The sequence below is a fragment of the Rhizobium sp. CSW-27 genome, from assembly GCF_018760785.1.
Lineage (GTDB): Bacteria > Pseudomonadota > Alphaproteobacteria > Rhizobiales > Rhizobiaceae > Neorhizobium.
This window is the reverse complement of record NZ_JAHHZO010000001.1, coordinates 427,068-447,442: the sequence shown is the minus strand read 5'-3', so window position 1 is coordinate 447,442 and position 20,375 is coordinate 427,068. Positions and strand designations below refer to the sequence as shown.

The following is a 20,375-nucleotide window of genomic DNA, read 5'->3' as shown; positions in this document are numbered from 1 at the left end:
TCTTTAAGGCAAGAAAACAAGATTTTTCGTGCGGAGAACATGCACCATGCTGATCCTGATTGCCGGCCCCTATCGTTCCGGAACCGGGGATGATCCCCGGAATATGGCGGAAAACCTTGCCCGCCTCGAAGCGCCCTCGCATGCCTTGTTCAAGGCAGGCCACGTGCCGATGATCGGCGAATGGGTGGCACTGCCCATCTGGCGGGCCGCCGCGCGGACAGAGGGTGGGCGATGCGTTCTACGAGGAGATCTTCTATCCCGTGGCGCACCGGCTGCTGTCGCTGTGCGAGGGCGTGCTGCGCCTGCCGGGCGAGTCCAAGGGGGCCGATAACGATGTGCGCCTTGCCCGCGAGCGCGGCCTGCCGGTCTGGTGCCGGCTGGAGGATGTGCCCGGCGTCATCACGGAATAGGCACTTTTCCGGCGCCGGGCGATGGGCTACTCCTTGCCCTCGATAATCTGGAGGACTGCTGATGTTGACGCTCTTCTTCTCGCCCGGCGCCTGCTCCCTGGCCGCCCATATTGCCCTCATCGATTCCGGCCTGCCTTTCGCGCTGCAGCGGCTGAAATTCGCCGAAAACGAACAGCGTTCGGCCGATTACCTCAAGGTCAACCCGAAGGGCCGCGTGCCGGCGCTGGTCACGGAGAAGGGCACGCTGACGGAAACGCTGGCGATCCTGCTGTTCATCGCGCAGATGGCGCCGGACAGGCGGCTGGCCCCGCTCGACGATCCCTTCGAACTGGCACGGCTGCAGGGATTCAACAGCTTCATCGCCACCACCGTGCATGTGAACCATGCGCATGGCCGCCGCGCCACCCGCTGGGCCGACGAGCCGACATCGATCGAGGACATGAAGCGCAAGGTGCCCGCCACCATGCGCGAGGCCTATCGCCTGATCGAGGAGGATCTGCTGGCCGGACCCTGGGTGCTGGGCGAGGCCTATTCCATCGCCGACCCCTATCTGTTCGTGATGTCCAGCTGGCTGAAGGGCGACGGCGTCGATATTGCCGAGTTCCCGCGCGTCGCGGATCACTACCGGCGCATGCAGGAGCGCGCCTCGGTGCAGAAGGCGCTGGCCGACGAAGCGGCAGCCTGAGCCGGAGCCGCCGGCGGCTGCGGTTTCAGGATTCCTTCACGCGCAGCGTGCCAGCGGCGGGGTTTTCGCCGCGGCCGGCGGCTCGGCCTGGAACGTCACCTCGCCGAAGGGAAGATCGGCAAGCTCGCGCAGGCTCATGCGCGAAATCTGCGGATCCTGCAGGATGTCGGCCGTGCCGGCGGTGTCTGTGCGGCAGGCCCAGCGGAAAAATCGTTGGAAAAGGGTCGGAATTGCCATGATGGCCACCTCGCAAATAGGGGGTATTTGCAGGCTCGTTATCGCGGCACCGGCCGTCATCTTCAATTGAAGAAATCAGGCGTCTGCTGTAGAAAATCTATATGCAGAACCTCAATCGCGTTCACCTCAACGGCCTGCGGGCGCTGGAAAGCGTTGCCCGCCTCGGTTCGCTGCAGGCAGCGGCCGAGGAGCTTGGCGTCACCATCGGCGCCGTCAGTCAGCAGGTCATCAAGGCGGAGGCACAGCTCGGCCGCCCCGTCTTTGCCCGCACGCCGAAGGGGCTTGTGCCGGTGGAGGGCACGGGGCCGCTGATCGCCCGGCTGACCGACGGTTTCCAGGCGCTGTCGGAGGCGGTCGCCATCGGCCGCCAGCCGGATGATACGCTGCTGACCGTCTCCGTCGCGCCGGTCTTTGCCTCGCGCTTCATCCTGCCGCGCATCGACCGGTTCACCGCCCGTCATCCGCAGATTCGGCTGCGGCTGGATGCGACCGCGCGGCTGGCGGATTTTTCCCGCGATGCCGTCGATGTCGGCATCCGTATCGGACGCGGCACGTGGCCGGGCGTCGAGGCGGACCTGCTTCTGCCGCAGACGGTGTTTCCGGTCTGCGCCCCCTCGCTCGCCCGTGGCCTGAAGGCACCCGCCGATCTCCTCAAGCTGCCGGTGCTGCTCGACGGGCAGGCGATGTTTTCCTGGGATGTCTGGCTGGAGGAGGCGGGCCTTGCCGGCCGCAAGATCAAGCCGCGCCATGTGTTCAACGAGGCTTCGCTCTGCCTCGAGGCGGCGATTGCCGGGCAGGGGGTGATGCTTGCCTGGCGGCTTCTGGCGCTGTCGGCTGTCCGGCAGAACTGCCTGGCCGTGCCCTTTCCCATCGAGGCGCCGACCGGCATGGGCCATTATCTCGTCACCCGCGCCGGAGCCCGGCGTCCCGCCAAGGTGACGATGTTTGCCGCCTGGCTGCGGGCGGAACTCGACGAGGCCATGGCGGACTGGGACGCGCTTGACGTGCCGGTGACTGGGCGGTAACGATTGTCGGCAAGGGTCCGCAGTTCACCCAGGCGTCGCCGCCCGATCACGCATCGGGAGCTAAACCTGCCATCTCATCCCGCACTCACGATTGGTTTCTCCTTCGTGCCGGGTCGGAAGACGGTGACCACCGACGATCGAACCGGCACGATATCGAGGAAGAAACGATGTCGAAAACCCTGCATGCCGTCACCATTCCGGATCTCTCCGCGCTGGCGAAAACCCTGCGCCGCGAGCTGGATGCGCGAGATACCCCGCCAAGCCATGTGGAACTGCTCAACCTCTTATCCCGCGGGGCGGGCTTCCGCAATTTCCAGCACCTCAAGGCAAGCCAGGGCGCTGCCGCCCGGCTGCAGGCAGCACCCGAGCCGGTCGAGGTGGAGCCTGTCGATCACCGCAGGATCGAGCAGGTGCTGCGCTGTTTCGATGGCGATGGCGTGATGGCCCGCTGGCCGAAGAAGACCTCGCAGCAGAAACTGGCGCTCTGGTGGTGCTGGGCCGCCCTTCCGGCCCGGCGGGAGCTTTCCGAACCGGAGGTGAACGCGATCCTCAAGGACCTGAACGGCTTTGGCGATCACGTGCTGATCCGCCGCGAACTGGTGGATTGGGGCATGGTCGCCCGCTCGCCGGATTGCCGCATCTACCGGCGGATCGAAACCCGTCCGCCGGCGGAAGCGGCTGCCCTCATCCGTCACCTGCTGGCCCGCAAGCGGGCGAGGATCGTGCCGCGGGTCTCGAACCGGCCGCCGTTCACACCGGGCCGGTCGCCGGCTCGGCCAGGCGCTTCTCCCACATCGCCTTGAAGGCGGGGCGGGCCTGGGCGCGCTCCAGCCAGGCCTTCAGCGCCGGGCGCTCCTCGAAGAGCGGGGCGTGCGGCTGTGCGTAGCGGACGATCTCGGCCATGTTGATGTCGGCAACCGTGAAGCGTTCGCCGACCATCCACGTCTTGCCGGTCAGGTGCTTTTCCAGCACATCGAAGGGGCGCTTCAGGCTGGCGGCGGCGGTGGCGATCGCGGCCTTCACCTCGTCGGTCTGTTCGCCGAGCGAGGCGAAGGAAATCTTCAGCGCGGTCGCCTCGATCTCGGTCGCGGCAAACAACGCCCATTGCAGCATGGCGGCGTCCTCGACCAGATCCTTCGGTCCGAAGTCGCCGCCGTATTTCTTGGCGAGATAGAGGTTGATGGCCAGCGATTCATGCACGACCACGCCGTCATCATCGATCGAGGGAATGGTGCCCATCGGGTTGATGGCGAGGAAGGCGGGCGACTGGGTGTTCATCGGCGCATCGGGTGCCTTGGGGTCGGCAAGGCGCTTGGCCTGCACCACGGGCACGTGGGTGAAGGCAAGGTCGAGTTCGCCGGCCAGCCAGAGGGTGCGGGTGGCGCGGGAGCGGCAGGCGCCGTAGATCGTCAGCATGTGCGGTGGTTCCTGTTTGCGATGGCAGACGAAACCTATTGCCGCGGGCCGCCGAGGAAAAGACGCCCCGGCCACAGGCAGCGATGAAATTTTGTGATGCGCGAAGCGGCGTGCGCCACCGCGCCGCCGGTTGTGAAAACGAATCAGTTTGCCCCTCTTGAATTTTTTCCGCACTGCCCTGTTGCGATTCGCAACAGCCTGTCATGATCTGGGCCGGTGTTCCAGATTGGTGCAACCATAGGCAGGGTTGGATGGCTTTCGACGCAATAGATCGAAGTTTCACGATTGTCTTAAACGAAGGGAAGGGTTTGCCTCCCATTCTTTGGCTGTCAACGGACCCCGCGACATATTTTGCCCTTCTCATATAGCCGCCTGCACCGTTAGGATTCGGCCATGGGAGGGCAGGAGCGCGGAAAGGGTGCAGGAGGCGGATGAATGAGTGATACTGCAATGCACCAAAGGATTACCGCATCCGATGCCGATCCGCTCGATCTGCTGCGCCGCCATCTTCTGCAACTCGTGGCTTCCGCCGATCCGGATGATGCGGAGGGCGCCCGCATCATCCAGTCCCTCGATCCCCGCATGCTTTTCGATCAGTTCTCCGAATATTTCTGCATCAAGGACCGGCGCTGCCGGTTCGTCTTTGCCAATGCGGCGGCGCTCGTCTGCGTCGATGCCCGCTCGATGGCCGATCTGATCGGCCGCACCGAGCTGGATTTTCTTGACCGGGCCACCGCCGAAGAGCGTTTCGCCCTGGAGCAGGACCTGATGGCGCAGGGCGCCAATTGCGAGCGCGAGGAGATGGTGCGCCTGCCGGACGGTGTGGAGAAATGGCTGCTGACCACCCGCACCAGCCTGCGCAATGCCATGGGCGAGGTGGTGGGGCTGATGGTGATGTCGCGTGACATCACCCGTGCCCGGCAGGAGGCGGAACTGGAGCGCGGCCATGCTGCGGTGCTGGAAATGGTGGCGCGCGGCCGGCCGCTGCCGGCGGTGCTGGATGCGCTGTGCTGCATGATCGAGAACCAGCTGGAAGGCGTCTTCGCCTCGGTGCTGCTGCTTGACGAGGCTGGCGAACGCCTGCGGCACGGGGCAGCCCCCAGCCTGCCGCCGGCCTATACCCGGCTGATCGACGGCATTGCCATCGGCCCCTCCGTCGGCTCCTGCGGCACGGCCGTCTGGCGGCGCTGCTCCATCGTGGTGCGCGATATCAATTCGGATCCGCTCTGGGCCGATTTCCGCCATCTGGCCATCCCCTTCCGGCTGCGCTCCTGCTGGTCCACGCCGATCATGGGCGCCAACAACCGGGTGCTCGGCACCTTCGCGCTCTATTCCGGCGAGGTGCGCGAACCCGCGCAGCGGGAAATCGCGCTCACCGCCATGGCCACCGATCTTGCCGGCATCGCCATCGAGCGGGCCATGAACGAGCGGCGCATCCAGCATCTGGCCTATCACGATCCGCTGACGGGCCTGCCGAACCGCACGCTGTTCTGGGCAAATTTCGGCCGCGCGCTGACCGAGGCGCGCCGCGAAAGCCGCAAGCTGACGGTGGCCTATATCGATCTCGACAATTTCAAGCAGATCAACGACACCCACGGCCACGCCACGGGCGACCAGGTGCTGCAGCAGATCGCCGAGCGGATCGAGCAGCGTATCCGGCCGGGCGATCTGGCCGTGCGGCTCGGCGGCGACGAGTTCGCCATCGTGATCGGCGATGTCTATCAGGACGAGGCAAGCGCGCTGATGCGCCTGCGCGATATCCATGGCGCCATTTCGCAGGAACTGCGGGTGGGCTCGGTGCGCGCCTCCGTCACCTGCAGCATCGGCGTCTCCTTCCATCCGCAGGATGGCGATACGCCGGAGACACTTTTGGCAGCCGCCGACCGCGCCATGTACGAGGCGAAGGCGCAGGGCCGCGATGCGCTGCAGGTGATGCGTCGCATTCCGGCCTGAGCCGGGGTTGTGTCCTTCAGCCGGCGGGGCCGTCCGGTGCGTCCGGGCCTGCGGCCGGTTGCGCGGCCATCGGCAGGGCCGCATCCTCCGGTCCGTCCCCGGCCTGGAAGATCTGCTCGAAGCCATCGAGAAAGCGTTCGAACAGATGGCTGAAGGCCTGGCGTTCTTCGTCTTGCCAGGTGCGGGTGGCCTGCGCCACGATGGCGTGCTTGACCGCGCGGATTTCCGTCAGAAGGGCTTCGCCGGCCTCCGTCGGGGCAATCAGCGAGCGGCGGCCGTCTTCCTGCGAGGCGTCGCGCTTCAGGATGCCCTGGCTGACCAGTTCGGCCACCAGCCGGCTGCCGCGCGACGGGTCGATGCGCATCGCATCGGCAATGGCACCGACGGTTGCTTCGCCGCCCTCGCGGCGGATGCGTACCACCACCTCCAGAATGTCGAGCTGCGACAGGTCCAGCCCCGGTGCGGCGCGCGCGATGGCGATGCGGCCGATCATGCGCCGCCCCATCATGACGCGCATGCGCGTCATCGTCTGGCCGATGCGGAAGATGTCCGCGTCGGTCTGTGCGGCAGGCTCTGGCTGTTCGGGATCTCTCGTCATGGGCGACGTCGTACACCAGATCGTGAGGCGGCTTCAAGTGTATGCGAAACGCAAGAGCATTCAGTTGACAATTATATGCTGAAGGCACATAAATTGGCAAACCTCAGGATGCCCCCAATGGACATGTCACCCCAGCCGTTCCAGCCGCTCGTCACCGACAAGCGCCTGCGGCTCGCCATCTTTCTGTTTCTCCTCACGGCCATGTTCATGGCCACGCTCGACAACCAGATCGTCTCCACCGCGCTGCCGACCATCGTCGGCGAGTTCGGCGAACTGGAGCGGTTCGGCTGGGTGGGCTCCGCCTTCCTGCTGGCCACCAGCGCCGTGATGCCGGTCTATGGCAAGCTGGGCGATCTGTTCGGCCGCAAATACGTGATGATTGCTGCGGTCACCATCTTCACCATCGGCTCGCTGCTGTGCGGTCTCGCCTGGTCGATGGACAGCCTGATTGCCGCGCGCGTCTTCCAGGGGCTTGGCGGCGGCGGCATCATGGTGTCGATCTTTTCCGTCAATGCGGACCTGTTCGAACCGCGCGAACGCGCCCGCTACCAGAGCTATTCCAGCCTCGTGATCATGGCCTCCGGCACGGTCGGCCCGACGATCGGCGGCGTGATGAGCGATCTCTTCGGCTGGCGGTCGATCTTCCTGGTCAACCTGCCGATCGGCATTCTGGTGCTGGCCGGCCTGATGATGCTGCTGCCGAACCGCCGGCCGAGCCGGCAGCCGAAGATCGACTACATGGGCGCCGTGCTCCTGGCGCTGGCCAGCACCACCGTGGTGCTGCTGACCGACGGCATCTCGCTGTTCGGCTCGCTGTTCTCCTGGGAAAGCTTCACCGTGCTGGCGATCGGCACCGCGTCGGCGGTCGCCTGGGTGATGGTGGAGCGTCGCGCGCCCGATCCGATCATTCCGCTGCGCCTGTTCCGTGATTCCACCTTCTCGCTGTTCCTCATCGTTTCCCTGATGACCGGCGGCGTGGCGATCGGCATGGTCAACTATTTCGCGCTCTTCCTGCAGACGACGACCGGCCTCACCCCCACCGGTGCCGGCCTGTTCTTCATCGCCGTCACCGGCGGTATCGTTGTCGGATCGCTGTCGGCCGGGCGGCTGATCTCGATCACCGGCCGCTACAAGCCCTTCGTCGTGGCGGGCCTGGTGATGAACGTCGTGACCCTTCTCATCTTCTCGCAGCTGCATGCCGGCAGTTCGCTGGTGCTGGTGGCGCTGGTCATGCTGATGCAGGGCCTCTCCGTCGGGCTTGGCCAGCAGGCGCCGGTCATCGGGGTGCAGAATGCCGTGCCGCGCGCCGATGTGGGCTCCGCGACCGGCGCCGTCACCCTGACGCGCATGGGCGGGGCGGCAATCGCCATTTCCATCTATGGCGCCGTCATCACCGCCTTCATGCATGGCGTCACCATTCCGGGTGTCGACAATGTCACGACGCTGACCCCGGATCAGCTGGCGAAGCTGCCGGAGGCGGCGCGTCTTGCGGTGGCGGATGCCTATGCGCGGGCCTTCGAGCCGATGTTCCTCACGGCTGCCGGCCTTGCGGGCGTCGGCCTGATCGCCGCTCTGATGCTGAAGCCGGTGCGCCTGCCGTCTGCCGGCGAGCGCAAGGGGTGAAGAACGGCGTCTGCCGCAGAAGACCCTTTCAAAGTGCCGGTTTCGGCCTATCTTCAGGGCGATGAAACCTGAGGCGCTGCTCTATCCCACGCCCGCCGGGCTCTATTGCCCGGCCGGCGATTTCCACGTCGATCCCGTGCGTCCGGTAGCAAGGGCGCTGATCACCCACGGCCATTCCGACCATGCCCGCGCCGGCCACGGCGCCGTGCTCGCCACCCGCCAGACGCTCGACATCATGGGTCTGCGCTACGGCGCGGATTTTGCCGGCGCGACCCAGGCGGCGACCTTCGGTGAGGCCATCGATCTCGGCGGCGTGACGGCGCGTTTCCATCCGGCCGGCCATGTGCTGGGTTCGGCGCAGATTTCCATCGAGAAGGCTGGCATCCGCATCGTCGTCTCCGGTGATTACAAGCGCGGCGTGGATCCCACCTGCGCCCCCCTTCGAGCCGGTTTCCTGCGATGTGTTCATCACCGAAGCCACCTTCGGCCTGCCGGTGTTCCACCATCCGGACCCGAAGGCGGAGACCCGCAAGCTGCTCACCTCGCTCGCCCAGTTTCCCGAGCGCACGCATCTGGTCGGCGCCTATGCGCTCGGCAAGGCGCAGCGGGTGATCCGCCTCATCCGCGATTGCGGCTATGACCGGCCGATCTACATTCACGGCGCGCTGGCGAAACTCTGCGACTATTATATCGCCGAGGGTATCGATCTCGGCGAGCTCCGCCCGGCCACCCTCGAGAAGAAGGAGCCGGGGGCGTTCCACGGCGCCATCGTGGTCGGCCCGCCCTCTGCCTTCCAGGACCGCTGGGCGCGCCGCTTCAACGAACCGCTGATCGCCTTTGCCTCCGGCTGGATGATGGTGCGCCAGCGCGCCAGGCAGGGCGGGGTGGAACTGCCGCTCGTGATTTCCGACCATTGCGATTGGCCGGAACTGCTCGACACCATCCGCGAGATCGCCCCGCAGCAGGTCTGGGTCACGCATGGCCGCGAGGAGGCGCTGGTGCGCTGGTGCGAACTTGCCGGCATCGCCGCCCGCCCGCTGCATCTGGTGGGCTACGAGGACGAGGGGGATTGAGGATGCATGCCATTCGGTCTCTCAGGGAGAAAACCCCTCCCCAACCCCTGCCCACAAGGGGGAGGGGCTCGGCTGCCTCGCACTGCCGTCGTTCCGAAGTAGCTCGGTTGCGCCAATGTGGTTTGTTCGGGAAGACGGCGCTGCGAGTCGTCTCCCCCCTTGTGGGGGAGATGCCCGGTAGGGCAGAGGGGGTTTTACATCACCGCTCATCGGGCCCCAACCGTCGCGCGCGCGGTGTCGCTCAGCCCCCTCTCTCCTGCCGGCCATCTCCCCCACAAGCGGGGAGATCGACTCGTCGCTCGCCCCCAGGCGGCAGGACAGAGGGAGGTATCTCAGCCTCGACCAGCATCAGCGCGAGGCACGCATGAAAGCCTTCGCCACACTCCTCGACCGCCTGGTGCTCACCCCGTCGCGCAACGGCAAGCTGACGCTGCTCGTCGATTACTTCCGCACCACGCCGGACCCCGATCGCGGGTACGGGCTGGCAGCGCTCGCCGGCACGCTCGATCTGAAGGGCGTCAAGCCGGCGCTTCTGAAGGAACTGGCGCTGGAGCGGCTGGATCCCGTCCTCTTTCAGTATTCCTACGACTATGTGGGCGATCTCGCCGAAACCATCGCGCTGATCTGGGATGGCGGGGCGAAGGAGCGGGTGGCGGCGGAAACCCAGCCGCGGCTCGGCGAGGTCGTCACGCGCATGAACAGTCTCGGCCGAACGGAGGTGCGCGCCGCCGTGCGCGACCTGCTGGATCATCTCGATCATTCCAGCCGCTTCGCCTTCCTGAAACTCGCGACCGGGGGGCTGCGCATCGGGGTTTCGGCGCGGCTTGCCAAGCAGGCGCTGGCGGAAATGAGCGGTTCCGGTGGCATCGGCAGGGACGTCACCGAGATCGAGACGCTCTGGCATGGCCTCGCCCCTCCCTATCAGCCGCTGTTTGCCTGGCTGGAGGGGCGGGGGGAGAAGCCGGTGCTGGCAACACCCGCCATCTTCCACTCCGTCATGCTGGCAAATCCGGTCGAGGCGGGGGATCTCGACAAGCTGGACCCTGCCGATTACGCGGCGGAATGGAAGTGGGACGGCATCCGCGTGCAGATCTCCTCCTTCGGGGGGACGCGCAAGCTCTATTCCCGCTCCGGTGACGATATTTCCGGTGCCTTTCCCGATGTGATCGACGCGATTTCCTTCGAGGGTGTCATCGATGGCGAACTGCTGGTCGGAGGCACCGCCCGGTCGAACAGCGCCACCCGCAGCTTCTCCGATCTGCAGCAGCGGCTGAACCGCAAGACGGTGAATGCAAGGCTGGTGCAGGATTATCCGGCCTTCGTGCGCGCCTATGACCTGTTGTTCGAAGGCGGCGAGGACCGGCGCGCCAGGACCTTTCTGGAGCGCCGCGAGCGTCTGACGGATCTGATCGGCAAGGCACCGCACGATCGCTTCGACCTGTCGCCGCTGGTGCCCTTTGCCAGCTGGCAGGAGCTTGATGCGCTCCGGTTGTCGCCACCCGATCCGGTCATCGAGGGGGTGATGATCAAGCGGCGGGACAGCGCCTACCAGGCCGGGCGCCTGAAGGGGCCTTGGTTCAAGTGGAAGCGCGAACCCTTCAACGTCGATGCGGTGATGATGTATGCGCAGCGCGGCCACGGCAAACGCTCCAGCTATTATTCCGATTTCACCTTCGGTGTGTGGACGGAGGGGCCGGAGGGCGAGCTGCTGGTGCCGGTCGGCAAGGCCTATTTCGGCTTCACCGATGCGGCACTGGAGATCCTCGACAAGTTCGTGCGCGACAACACGGTGGAGCGTTTCGGGCCGGTGCGCGCCGTGCGCGCCGAACCCGGCTTCGGCTTCGTGCTGGAAGTCGCCTTCGAGGGCATCAACCGCTCGACGCGTCACAAATCCGGCGTGGCCATGCGCTTTCCCCGCATCGCCCGCCTGCGGCCCGACAAACTGCCGCGCGACGCAGACCGCCTCTCGACGCTTGTCGCGATGATCGACGAGCGGCAGGTCGAGAAAGCGTGAACGGTCGGGGGCTTGTTCGCCGTGCCGGCGGTGATAGCCTCGACCGTCCGTTCATCAACACGGTCCCGCCGATGCTTTTTTCCCGCCGTCTCGTGCTTGCCGGTCTCCTCGCCGGAGCCGCCATGCCTGCCGCTGCCGCCTCCGTTGCCCCGCCCGAAGGGGCTTCCGCCTCCGGCAAGGCGATGCCCCAGCCCCCCGCGCAGGCGGCACGGCCCGTCGGGCCGCCACCCTTTCCGGTTCCCGAGGAGCCGCCGCTGGAGCTGCAGGATTATGCCGAGGCCCGCCGCCAGTTTCGTACCCATCTGCTGAAGTTCGGCCCCGCACCGGAGGCGGCGCCGCCGCTCGGCACGCCGGCCGGCGCCCGTAAGGTGCTCTATCGCGGCGGCGCGGCACAGGAGCTCGAACTGATCGCCTGGATCGGCGAAGGCAAGCCATCGCGGGCACCGAAGCCGGCGGTGCTGTTCCTGCATGGCGGCAATGCCACCGGCGATGGCCATTGGCAGCTGGTGATGCCCTATGTCGAGGCGGGCTTCATCGTCATGCTGCCCTCGTTCCGCGGTGAAAACGGCCAGGCCGGCAATTATTCCGGCTTCTACGACGAAACCTCCGATGCGCTGGCGGCGGCGGACTATCTGCTGGCGCAGCCCGGCGTCGATCCTGGGCGGCTGTTCATCGCCGGTCACAGCAATGGCGGCACGCTGGCGATTCTCGCCGCCATGACACGGCGCTTCCGCGCGGCCGTGCCGATCTCTGCCGGCGTCGATGCCTGGCGCTATTTCGGCCGCTACCGCGAGGAGATCCGCTTCGACCGCACCGATCCGCGCGAATTCGTCATGCGCTCCTCGGTCTGCTTCGGCAGAAGCCTGAAGTGCCCGACGCTGCTCCTGCGCGGCACGGAGGAACGGCCCTTCGACCGCAATCACCAGCTGATGGTCGATCGCGCCCGCTCCGCCGGCATTTCCATCGATCACAGCCTGCTGCCCGGCACGCATAACGGCGTGGTGCCCGGCGCGGTGGCGGAAAGCATCCGCTTCTTCCGTGCCCACGGGGCGTGAGGGGCTTCTCTCACGACAGCCTCGCGCCAGCCACGCCCGACAGACTGTGCCCCGACGTCATCTGCCGGAAGTCTCGCCATGCCTTGCACCGCCCGCCCTGTTTCACGCCTTCTTGCGGCCGCCAGTCTTGCTGCCATCGCCTGCGGGCTGTCCGGCTGCATCCTGGTCACCGATACCAGCCGCATGAACCCGGATGTCTTCGTGCAGGAGACGGCGCCGGTCTTCTACAACATGGCCGGCGCCAGCCAGCCGGAGCCGCAGCCCCTGCCGGTGCGCAAGCAGCAGCCCATTCCGCAGAAGCGCGACCTCTACCAGACGCAGTTCCACCAGACCTATGGCGTGCCGATCAGCAATCCGGCCTTCCGCAGCTATTACGCCAGCATGCAGGATGACGGCCACACGCTGCCGGCCATTCCCTATTCACGCATCGACCAGCGCTATCTGCGCCAGGAGGTGGATTATGCGACCACCGAGGCGCCGGGCACCATCGTGGTGGATACCCGGGCCCGCTTCCTCTATCTGGTGCAGCCGAACGGCAAGGCGCTGCGCTATGGGGTCGGCATCGGTCGTGAGGGCTATGCCTGGTCCGGTCGCGGCGTCATCCAGTGGAAGGCGAAGTGGCCGCGCTGGACCCCGCCGCAGGACATGGTGGAGCGCCAGCCGGAACTGGCGAAATTCTCCGCGGCGGAAGGCGGCGCCATGCCGGGGCTCAACAATCCGCTCGGTGCCCGCGCGCTCTACATCTACAAGGATGGCAAGGATACGCTCTATCGCGTGCACGGCACGCCCGACTGGCAGTCGGTCGGCAAGGCTACCTCGTCCGGTTGCGTGCGCATGCTGAACCAGGATGTCATCGACCTGTTCGACCGAGTGCCGGCCCGCACCCCGATTGTGGTGATCTGATCACACCCTTCTCACGACAAGGTGCATCCTGGCGCGCTGGGCAGGCAATTAAGGCGCGCTATACTTCTTTAGGCCATAATTGACGGAACAAATTGTTGCAGAGTTCGTTGGTTTCCGTTCTTGTTCCCGCCGTTCCAGTGAAGAAGTAATTCCGGCCCCATGACAAAAGATCTTTTCAGCCGCCGCCGACTCCTCAGTCTCCTGGCCGTCGGTACCGCCTCCACGCTTGCCAGTTGCGCCTCCTCCAGTCCCGGCCCCGGTGGCCTTCGCATCACCTATCGCGGCGAGGACGGCATTTCCCAGTATGTGCCGTCGCCGCCGATGCGCGGCCGTTCGCCGGAACTCGATGCCATCTATGGCGAGACGGTGGATGGCGGCTATGTCATCCCCGCCGTTCCTTACTGGCAGATCGATCCGCGCTTCTACCGCCAGCGCGTCGTGGACCCGACCGGCCAGCCGCCGGGCACCGTCGTCGTCGATACGGCCTCGCGCTTCCTGTATCTGGTGGAGCCGGGCGGCACCGCCATGCGCTATGGCGTCGGCATCGGCCGCCAGGGCTTCTCCTGGCAGGGTGAGGGCGTCATCCAGTGGCGCCAGAAATGGCCAAAATGGACGCCGCCGCAGGAAATGATCGGCCGCCAGCCGGAACTTGCCAGATATTCCGCCGCCAATGGCGGCATGGATCCGGGCCTGATGAACCCGCTCGGTGCACGGGCGCTCTACATCTTCCAGAACGGCCAGGACACGCTCTACCGCCTGCACGGCTCGCCCGAATGGAACTCCATCGGCAAGGCCGTGTCCTCGGGCTGCGTGCGCCTGATGAACCAGGACATCATCGACCTTTACGAGCGTGTGCCGCAGAAGGCGCGCATCGTCGTCTGGCAGTAGGGCGACCGCGCAAGCCTGGTTTGAAAGGCGCCGTCGTGGCGCCTTTCGTCGTTCAGCCGTCGGCCTCGACCACCATGCAGTCGAAGCGGCTGGCGGCGAGTGCCTGGCAGGCGGACTGGGCGGCGTCGCGGCTGTCAAAACCGGAGAAGCGGGCGCGGTGCAGCGGGCCGGAGCGGCCGCTGACGGTCTGGGTGTAGGGTGTCACGCCCGAGAAGCGGCTATCGAGCGCCGGCATGGCCCGCGACAGGATGGCGATGGCTTCCGACTGGCTGCGGGTGGCGGCGATCTGCACCGCCCAGCCGGCATTGCTGACCACGGCGAAGGGGATGCCGGCCGGCGGGGCGGAAAGGCCGGCGGGCGGTGTCGGGGCTGAGGCCATGGGGGTGGAAACGAGAGGGGCGGAAACGGGCGAGGCCTCGGCCATCACCGGTGCCGCGACCGGGGAGGGCTGCGCCGGTGCGGCATAGGCAAGGTCCGCGGATCTCTCCTGCAGGGCCGTGATCTTGCGGCCGACCGGATCGCGATGCGCGGGCATGACCGGCAGCGGCACGCCACGTTCCGGCAGGTCTACGCCGCCGGCCACCACCTGCGGTGCCGCACCGCGACGAATGCTGGCTTGCGGCATGGCGGCATCGAGAAGGGCGGCCATGCGGTTGTCGCGGGCCTTTGCCGTGCGTCCGCCCAGCACCACGCCGATCACGCGCTTGCCGTTGTCGTTGACGGCGCTGACGATGTTGAAGCCGCTGGCATTGATATAGCCGGTCTTGATGCCGTCCATGCCATTGTAGCGATACATCAGATGGTTATGGCCACGGATGGTGCGGCCGCGAAAGCTGAAGGAGCGGGTGGCGAAGATGCGGTATTCCTTCGGGAAATCCCGCATCAGGGCAAGGCCGAGCGTTGCCATGTCGCGCGCCGTCGTCACCTGGCGGCTGTCCGGCAGGCCGGAGCCGTTGCGGAAGGTGGTGCGGCTCATGCCGAGCTGGCGGGCCTTGCGGGTCATCGCCTGGCCGAATTTTTCTTCCGAGCCGTAGAGATGATCGCCGATGCCTTCGGCCACGTCATTGGCGGATTTCACCGCCATGCCATAGACGGCCTCGCGCACCGTGTAGGTCTGGCCGGCGGGAATGCCGAGCTTGAAGGGAATGGTGCTGGCGCCATTGCGCGACATGACGATCTTCTGGTCCCATCGGAGGCGCCCGTCGCGCAGCGCCTCGAAGGTCATGTAGAGCGTCATCATCTTGGTCAGCGAGGCGGGATGGTTCAGCACGTCGGCATTTTCCGCCGCCAGCACCTTGCCCGTATTGGCGTCCATGACGAAATGCGCATAGCCCGCCTGGGCCGGCGCGGCCGCAAGGCCAAGGCCGAGCAGAAGCGCCGCCATTCCCAACATCATCGAAAAAGCCTGCGCGATCTTCGTCATTCCGGTCCCCGTTCGGATGAAGAATGCCATGCATAAGGCTGCTTTGCGGCAACAAATTCGTTCGAATTTTAGAGATTGCCGACGGGCTTAACGGAGGGTGAAGAGCGGCGGCTGCCTGTGCCAGCATGAGGCGTCCGGGTGGTGTTGGCAAGGTGTGGCAGGGCTCAGCGGCAGGACGAGAGGGTCACCCTGTGCAACGGGGATTTTCCACGCCGCAGGCAATCCACGACCGCCAGCACGCCGAGCAGCGTCGTCAGCGCACCGACGATCATCATCACGGGCGCCGGCCCCAGGAAGGCGATGTCCATCGTGGCATGGAAGCCGGCGGCGAGCAGCAGGCTGCCGCCGGTGCGGTTGACGATCGTCGTCAGCAGGAAGGCACCGGTGACCAGGCTGAACAGCCAGCCGACCACGCCGGGCGCATCGAGCGTGCTCAGGCCGGGCGAAAACAGGAAAAGCGGCCAGTGCCACAGCGCCCAGAGGCCGGACACAAGAAGCGTCGCAAGTACGGGGTGCAGCCGGGTCTGGAGGAGCGGCAGGGCAAAGCCGCGCCAGCCGATTTCCTCGCCGAAGCCGTAGAAGACCAGCGTGGCGGCCCAATAAGCGGCAAGGGGAAGGGCCGGGTATTCCGCACTGCGGGTCAACCAGCTGCGCGGATCGCCCGCCGCCCAGCCGAACGCGGCAATCTCGGCGATTGCCAGAAGCAGGAAGGGACCGAACCAGACGGCAGCGTGCCAGGGCCAGGGCACGCGCCAGAGCAGCAGGCGCTGCCGCAGCTGACGAAGGGCCGGGCGTCCGCCGCAGAGGCCGGTGCAGATGATGCCGGCAAGCGCCGGGCCAAGACTGCCGATCAGATGCAGGTAGCGCAGCGGGGAAGCGGCGGCGCCGGGGATAAAGGCCAGCGGCAGCCAGCAGATCCAGGTGAACAGACAGGCCAGCAGGCCGAAGCCGATGAAAGCCTTCAGCACTTGCGATGACGGCGCCATTGCCCTTAGCTTCTCCCGGTAGAAACGTGCTGATATCCTGCGGCGGTTGTCCGGCCGCCGCCCCGGTGCAGCCTATCGCACGGCCACGCTACGGGTGGCCGTGCGGATTTGGGAAACGGCGTCAGACGAACTGCGACAGGCCCGGAACCGAATTGACCACTTCGTCCACCGTCTCGCTGCCGGCATGTTCGCGGGCAACGGCGATGGTCTCGCGGGCAAGTGCCGTGATTTCGCCCATGCCGAGGCCGAGCGACATCAACTGCTGGCCGAGCGCCATCACGCCACCGCCGAAGGCCGACATCAGCCCGCCGAGCAGCCCGCCGCCACCGGCGCCTTCGCCGTTGAACTTCGCCACCAGTTCCGGCGCGCCGGGAATGGCCTCGATCATGCGGGCCACCGCGCCGTCATCGGCCTCGCGCTGCAGGAAGCCCAGCATCATGCCCACGGCCTTTTCCGCAGTGTCCGGCGCGATGCCCACATTGTCTGCCACGCGGCTAACCAGCTCGTTCATCAAACTCTCCTCAGGTTTTTGACGTTAACGTCAAGGTAAATAAATCGCCGGCCGGATGCAAGCCGTCCGGGCTGGGTAGCATGTCGTGATGAAATCTCGATGCGGCAAAAGGAAAGAGGGCGCGGCCGCAAGCGGGCCGCCCGGCGTCAGCAGCGGGTTTCGCCCAGCGTATCGGCCATGGTGGCGCCGCGCTGGCCCATCGGCTGTTCCGGTCCCGTGGTGCTGTCGCGGGCGGTCTGGTGTTCCAGTTCCGCATTGAGTTCCGCGCCCAGGATGACGATGATCGCGGAAATCCAGGTCCAGAACAGGAAGCCGATCAGCGCGCCAAGCGCGCCGTAGGTGGCGTTGTAATCGGCAATCCGCGTCAGGTAGAAGGAAACGCCGAGCGATCCGGCAAGCCACAGCAGCGCCGCAAGCCCGGCGCCCCAGCTCACCCAGCGCAGCTTGGCGCGTTCGCGGCTCGGACCGTAGCGGTAGAGCAGACTGATTCCGATTGCCACCAGCACCAGCAGCACCGGCCAGCGCAGCAGGTTGATGATCAGGCCGGCCGCGCCGGCGGGATCGACCAGCGCGATCAGCGCCGGAACGACGCCGAGCCCGATGACCAGCAGGATGACGCCCACCATGCCGCCAAGCGTGAAGGCGAAGGCCACCAGGTTGAGCCGCAGGAAGCTGCGTTTCTCCTCTTCCGCATAAGCGATGTTCATCGCCTCGAACAGCGCCTTCACGCCGTTGTTGGCGCTCCACAGCGCCACGCACAGGCCGAAGACGAGACCGAAGCTGAGCGCGCTGCGCTGCTCCCCGGCCAGCGACTGCAACTGGCCGAAGAACAGGTTCAGCGCATCGGCCGGCATGATCTCGCGCAGGAAGGACAGCCGTTCGGTGATCGCCGCCGGATCGGCAACGAAGCCGTAGAGCGAGACGAGCGCCGTCATGGCCGGGAAGATGGCCAGCAGCAGATAGAAGGTCACGCCGGCGGCCACCAGCATGGCCCGGTCCTCCTGCAGCGCGCCCCAGACGCGCCACAGCACGTCCATCAGACCGCGGGCCGGAATGTCGCTCGGGCGCTCCGCCTCGCGTCCGCGTGCCCTGCCATCGCCTGCCGTGGTCTGCGCCATCGTCTGCCGCTCCTGCTGGTTGCCGAGGCCGTCCGCGTTGCCCATCCGCCCGGCCCGGCCTATACATCGTGTGACCGAAACGAACGGAGAGAAGGCCGGTTGCATGGACGAGGCGGGAAAACTCTTCATCGGCGCCAGCCGCCACCCCGATGACCGGCTGAAGAAGCCGGAATATCTGCAGCTGTCGCTCGCCAACCGCCACGGACTCGTCACCGGCGCCACCGGCACCGGCAAGACGGTGACGCTGCAGATGCTGGCGGAAGGCTTTTCGGCGGCCGGCGTGCCGGTGTTCTGCTCCGACATCAAGGGCGATCTTTCCGGCATCGCCGCCCTCGGTGAACCGAAGGATTTTCTGCTGAAGCGGGCGGAGGAAATCCGCTTTGCCGATTATGACAATGCCGCTTTCCCGGTGATCTTCTGGGATCTCTACGGCGAGAAGGGCCACCGGGTTCGCGCCACCGTTGCCGAGATGGGGCCGCTGCTGCTGGCCCGGCTGATGGATGCGACGGAGGCGCAGGAGGGCGTCCTGAACATCGCCTTCAAGATTGCCGACGAGGGCGGCCTGCCGCTGCTCGACCTCAAGGACCTGCAGGCGCTTCTGACCTACATGGCCGGAGAGGCCACGGCGATTTCCGAGCGCTTCGGCTTCGTTTCCAGGGCCTCGATCGGCTCGCTGCAGCGCGGCCTGCTCGTTCTTGAAAGCCAGGGGGCGGAGCATTTCTTCGGCGAGCCGGCGCTTGAGATCACCGACATCATGCGCACGGCGCCCGATGGGCGGGGCGTCATCTCCGTGCTTGCCGCCGACCGGCTGATGATGAATCCGAGGCTTTACGCCACCTTCCTGCTCTGGCTGCTGTCCGAACTGTTCGAGGCGCTGCCGGAAGTGGGCGATCCGGACAAGCCGAAGCTGGTCTTCTTCTTCGACGAGGCGCATCTTCTGTTTTCCGAGGCGCCGAAGGTGCTGCTGGAGCGGGTGGAACAGGTGGTGCGCCTCATCCGCTCCAAGGGCGTCGGCATCTATTTCATCACCCAGAATCCGCTCGACGTGCCGGAAACGGTGCTCGCCCAGCTCGGCAACCGGGTGCAGCATGCGCTGCGCGCCTATAGCCCGCGCGAGCAGAAGGCGGTGCGGACGGCCGCAGAAACCTTCCGGCCCAATCCGGATTTCCGCACGGAAGAGGCGATCACGCTGCTTGGTACCGGCGAGGCGCTGGTCTCGACCCTCGAAGGCAAGGGTGCGCCCTCGGTGGTGGAACGCACGCTGATCCGCCCGCCCGCCGCCCGCATCGGCCCGCTCTTAGACGAGGAGCGCCGGCAGGTGATGGCGCAAAGCCCGGTTGCCGGCCTTTACGACACCGATCTCGACCGCGAATCCGCCTTCGAAATCCTCATGGCCCGCGCCGGAAAGTCCGTCGAGGCCGCTGCGGTCCCATCGCCCGAACCGCAGCCCTCCGCCTCGCCCTGGGAAAGCCCCCGCCACACGCCGCCGGCAGACAAGGCCGCCGGTCGCTGGAAACTGCCGGGCTTCGATCCCGCTTCGGAAGACGTGGCGCGCGATCCGCAACGCAGCCCGCGCGGCACCCGCTCCAGCGGCTATCAGCGCGAAACCGTGCTGGAGGCCGCCATGAAGAGTGCCGCCCGCTCCGTCGCGAGCCAGGTCGCCAACCAGCTCGGCCGCGCGCTTGTGCGGGGCATTCTGGGAAGCCTGAAGCGGTAGGGGCGGGAAGAACGGCGTTGTCGCGTCCGGCCGCAACGGCCGAACCCCGTTCCTGGCTTGTCCGGCCGGCAGGCGGCCCGCAAAAGGGGAGCCAGGACCGCCCGTGCCCCGTCATCGACGCTGCGGCGAGCTCATCTGCGTCAACATGGCCGATGTCGTTCGCATGCGTTTCGCGCTACGGCATTTTGACAATAGGCAAGATCGAGTACGCCCGTGAATACATCCGACATCTGGGACTGGTTCCCCTACGTCTTCTTCCCCTTGAAGATCCTCGTGCTGGGCGTGGGCATGTTCTATGCCATCAAGTGGCACCACGATCAGGAGAAGAAGAAAAACGAAACCGGCGGATCGTAAGCGCCCGCAGAAGGGAGGCCCGCCGCAAAGCCGGCGCGCCTTGCCCCCCAAATCATCACCGCTTGCGTACGAATTCCGTGCGCAGCACCAGGCCCTTGATCGTCTCGTGCCGGCAGTCGATTTCTTCCGGGTTGTCGGTCAGGCGAATGGAGCGGATGACGGTGCCCTGTTTCAGGGTCTGGCCGGCGCCCTTTACCTTGAGGTCCTTGATCAGCACGACGGAATCGCCGTCGGCGAGCAGGTTGCCGGAGGCGTCGCGCACTTCCGAGGCCTTGGCGGCTTCTGCCTTCAGCTCGGAGGCCGGGCGCCATTCGCCGCTTGCTTCGTCATAGATGTAATCGTCGTCATCGGCGCTCATGGCGTTCTTCCTTGGCTGGTGTTTCAGG

19 protein-coding genes and 2 pseudogenes are annotated in these 20,375 nt (G+C 66.3%); 13 read left to right on the top strand and 8 right to left on the bottom strand.

Annotated elements, in window-relative coordinates; all coding sequences use genetic code 11:
- Positions 1-46 precede the first annotated feature (46 nt).
- Together KLP42_RS02295 and KLP42_RS02290 are read left to right on the top strand one after the other, a co-directional pair.
- A pseudogene (locus KLP42_RS02295) lies at positions 47-410 on the top strand (DUF4406 domain-containing protein).
- Positions 411-471: 61 nt separating this feature from the next.
- Positions 472-1,095, top strand: a complete 624-nt coding sequence (locus tag KLP42_RS02290; RefSeq protein ID WP_215564431.1) for a glutathione S-transferase family protein — start codon at positions 472-474, stop codon at positions 1,093-1,095.
- A gap of 36 nt (positions 1,096-1,131) precedes the next feature.
- Here the strand turns inward: KLP42_RS02290 and KLP42_RS02285 are convergent, their stop codons facing one another.
- Positions 1,132-1,332: a hypothetical protein gene (locus tag KLP42_RS02285; protein WP_215564429.1), complete on the bottom strand. Its 201-nt coding sequence runs from the start codon at positions 1,330-1,332 to the stop codon at positions 1,132-1,134.
- A gap of 101 nt (positions 1,333-1,433) precedes the next feature.
- On the opposite strand from KLP42_RS02285, the gene KLP42_RS02280 reads away from it, so the two are divergent.
- A complete protein-coding gene (locus KLP42_RS02280; protein WP_215564427.1) occupies positions 1,434-2,357 on the top strand; it encodes a LysR substrate-binding domain-containing protein in 924 nt (307 codons plus the stop codon).
- 167 nt (positions 2,358-2,524) lie between these two features.
- Complete coding sequence (locus KLP42_RS02275; protein ID WP_215564425.1) at positions 2,525-3,160, top strand: DUF2087 domain-containing protein; 636 nt, start codon at positions 2,525-2,527, stop codon at positions 3,158-3,160.
- On the opposite strand, the gene KLP42_RS02270 is transcribed toward KLP42_RS02275, so the two are convergent.
- Positions 3,108-3,773 (bottom strand): glutathione S-transferase family protein, encoded by a 666-nt coding sequence (locus tag KLP42_RS02270; RefSeq protein ID WP_215564423.1) that lies wholly within the window; start codon positions 3,771-3,773, stop codon positions 3,108-3,110. The genes KLP42_RS02275 and KLP42_RS02270 overlap by 53 nt on opposite strands.
- 435 nt (positions 3,774-4,208) lie before the next feature.
- Here KLP42_RS02270 and KLP42_RS02265 point away from each other — a divergent pair, with 435 nt between their 5' ends.
- Complete coding sequence (locus KLP42_RS02265) at positions 4,209-5,726, top strand: diguanylate cyclase domain-containing protein (RefSeq protein ID WP_215564420.1); 1,518 nt, start codon at positions 4,209-4,211, stop codon at positions 5,724-5,726.
- A gap of 16 nt (positions 5,727-5,742) precedes the next feature.
- Here KLP42_RS02265 and KLP42_RS02260 read toward each other — a convergent pair whose 3' ends face one another.
- Positions 5,743-6,324, bottom strand: a complete 582-nt coding sequence (locus KLP42_RS02260) for a MarR family winged helix-turn-helix transcriptional regulator (RefSeq protein ID WP_215564419.1) — start codon at positions 6,322-6,324, stop codon at positions 5,743-5,745.
- 117 nt (positions 6,325-6,441) lie between these two features.
- On the opposite strand from KLP42_RS02260, the gene KLP42_RS02255 reads away from it, so the two are divergent.
- The 6 genes and pseudogenes from KLP42_RS02255 (at position 6,442) to KLP42_RS02230 (ending at position 13,880) form a co-directional block, all read left to right on the top strand.
- Entirely contained in the window at positions 6,442-7,947 is a 1,506-nt protein-coding gene (locus KLP42_RS02255) for an MDR family MFS transporter (protein ID WP_215564418.1), read from the top strand.
- A gap of 61 nt (positions 7,948-8,008) precedes the next feature.
- Positions 8,009-9,020: pseudogene (locus KLP42_RS02250) on the top strand (ligase-associated DNA damage response exonuclease).
- Positions 9,021-9,384: 364 nt separating this feature from the next.
- Positions 9,385-11,034 carry a cisplatin damage response ATP-dependent DNA ligase gene (locus tag KLP42_RS02245; protein ID WP_215564416.1) on the top strand — a complete coding sequence of 550 codons (1,650 nt, stop codon included), beginning with the start codon at positions 9,385-9,387 and terminating at the stop codon, positions 11,032-11,034.
- Positions 11,035-11,105: 71 nt separating this feature from the next.
- Complete coding sequence (locus tag KLP42_RS02240) at positions 11,106-12,089, top strand: alpha/beta hydrolase family protein (RefSeq protein WP_215564414.1); 984 nt, start codon at positions 11,106-11,108, stop codon at positions 12,087-12,089.
- Between the two features lie 78 nt (positions 12,090-12,167).
- Entirely contained in the window at positions 12,168-12,992 is an 825-nt protein-coding gene (locus KLP42_RS02235; RefSeq protein ID WP_215564413.1) for a L,D-transpeptidase, read from the top strand.
- A 159-nt stretch (positions 12,993-13,151) separates the two neighbouring features.
- Positions 13,152-13,880: a L,D-transpeptidase gene (locus KLP42_RS02230; RefSeq protein ID WP_215564411.1), complete on the top strand. Its 729-nt coding sequence runs from the start codon at positions 13,152-13,154 to the stop codon at positions 13,878-13,880.
- 52 nt (positions 13,881-13,932) lie between these two features.
- On the opposite strand, the gene KLP42_RS02225 is transcribed toward KLP42_RS02230, so the two are convergent.
- The 4 genes from KLP42_RS02225 to KLP42_RS02210 form a co-directional block, all read right to left on the bottom strand.
- Entirely contained in the window at positions 13,933-15,303 is a 1,371-nt protein-coding gene (locus KLP42_RS02225) for a serine hydrolase (protein WP_502941254.1), read from the bottom strand.
- Between the two features lie 164 nt (positions 15,304-15,467).
- Positions 15,468-16,289, bottom strand: a complete 822-nt coding sequence (locus KLP42_RS02220) for a CPBP family intramembrane glutamic endopeptidase (RefSeq protein ID WP_215564407.1) — start codon at positions 16,287-16,289, stop codon at positions 15,468-15,470.
- 121 nt (positions 16,290-16,410) lie between these two features.
- The gene (locus KLP42_RS02215) at positions 16,411-16,800 is read right to left on the bottom strand and encodes a hypothetical protein (protein ID WP_215564404.1); all 390 of its coding nucleotides are present in this window, start codon (positions 16,798-16,800) and stop codon (positions 16,411-16,413) included.
- 146 nt (positions 16,801-16,946) lie between these two features.
- Entirely contained in the window at positions 16,947-17,963 is a 1,017-nt protein-coding gene (locus KLP42_RS02210) for a YihY/virulence factor BrkB family protein (protein ID WP_353844787.1), read from the bottom strand.
- 58 nt (positions 17,964-18,021) lie between these two features.
- Here KLP42_RS02210 and KLP42_RS02205 point away from each other — a divergent pair, with 58 nt between their 5' ends.
- Positions 18,022-19,635 (top strand): helicase HerA-like C-terminal domain-containing protein, encoded by a 1,614-nt coding sequence (locus tag KLP42_RS02205; RefSeq protein WP_215564403.1) that lies wholly within the window; start codon positions 18,022-18,024, stop codon positions 19,633-19,635.
- Positions 19,636-19,848: 213 nt separating this feature from the next.
- A complete protein-coding gene (locus KLP42_RS02200; protein ID WP_215564835.1) occupies positions 19,849-19,989 on the top strand; it encodes a hypothetical protein in 141 nt (46 codons plus the stop codon).
- Positions 19,990-20,044: 55 nt separating this feature from the next.
- Here the strand turns inward: KLP42_RS02200 and KLP42_RS02195 are convergent, their stop codons facing one another.
- Positions 20,045-20,347 carry an alkylphosphonate utilization protein gene (locus KLP42_RS02195; RefSeq protein ID WP_215564401.1) on the bottom strand — a complete coding sequence of 101 codons (303 nt, stop codon included), beginning with the start codon at positions 20,345-20,347 and terminating at the stop codon, positions 20,045-20,047.
- Between the last annotated feature and the right edge of the window lie 28 nt (positions 20,348-20,375).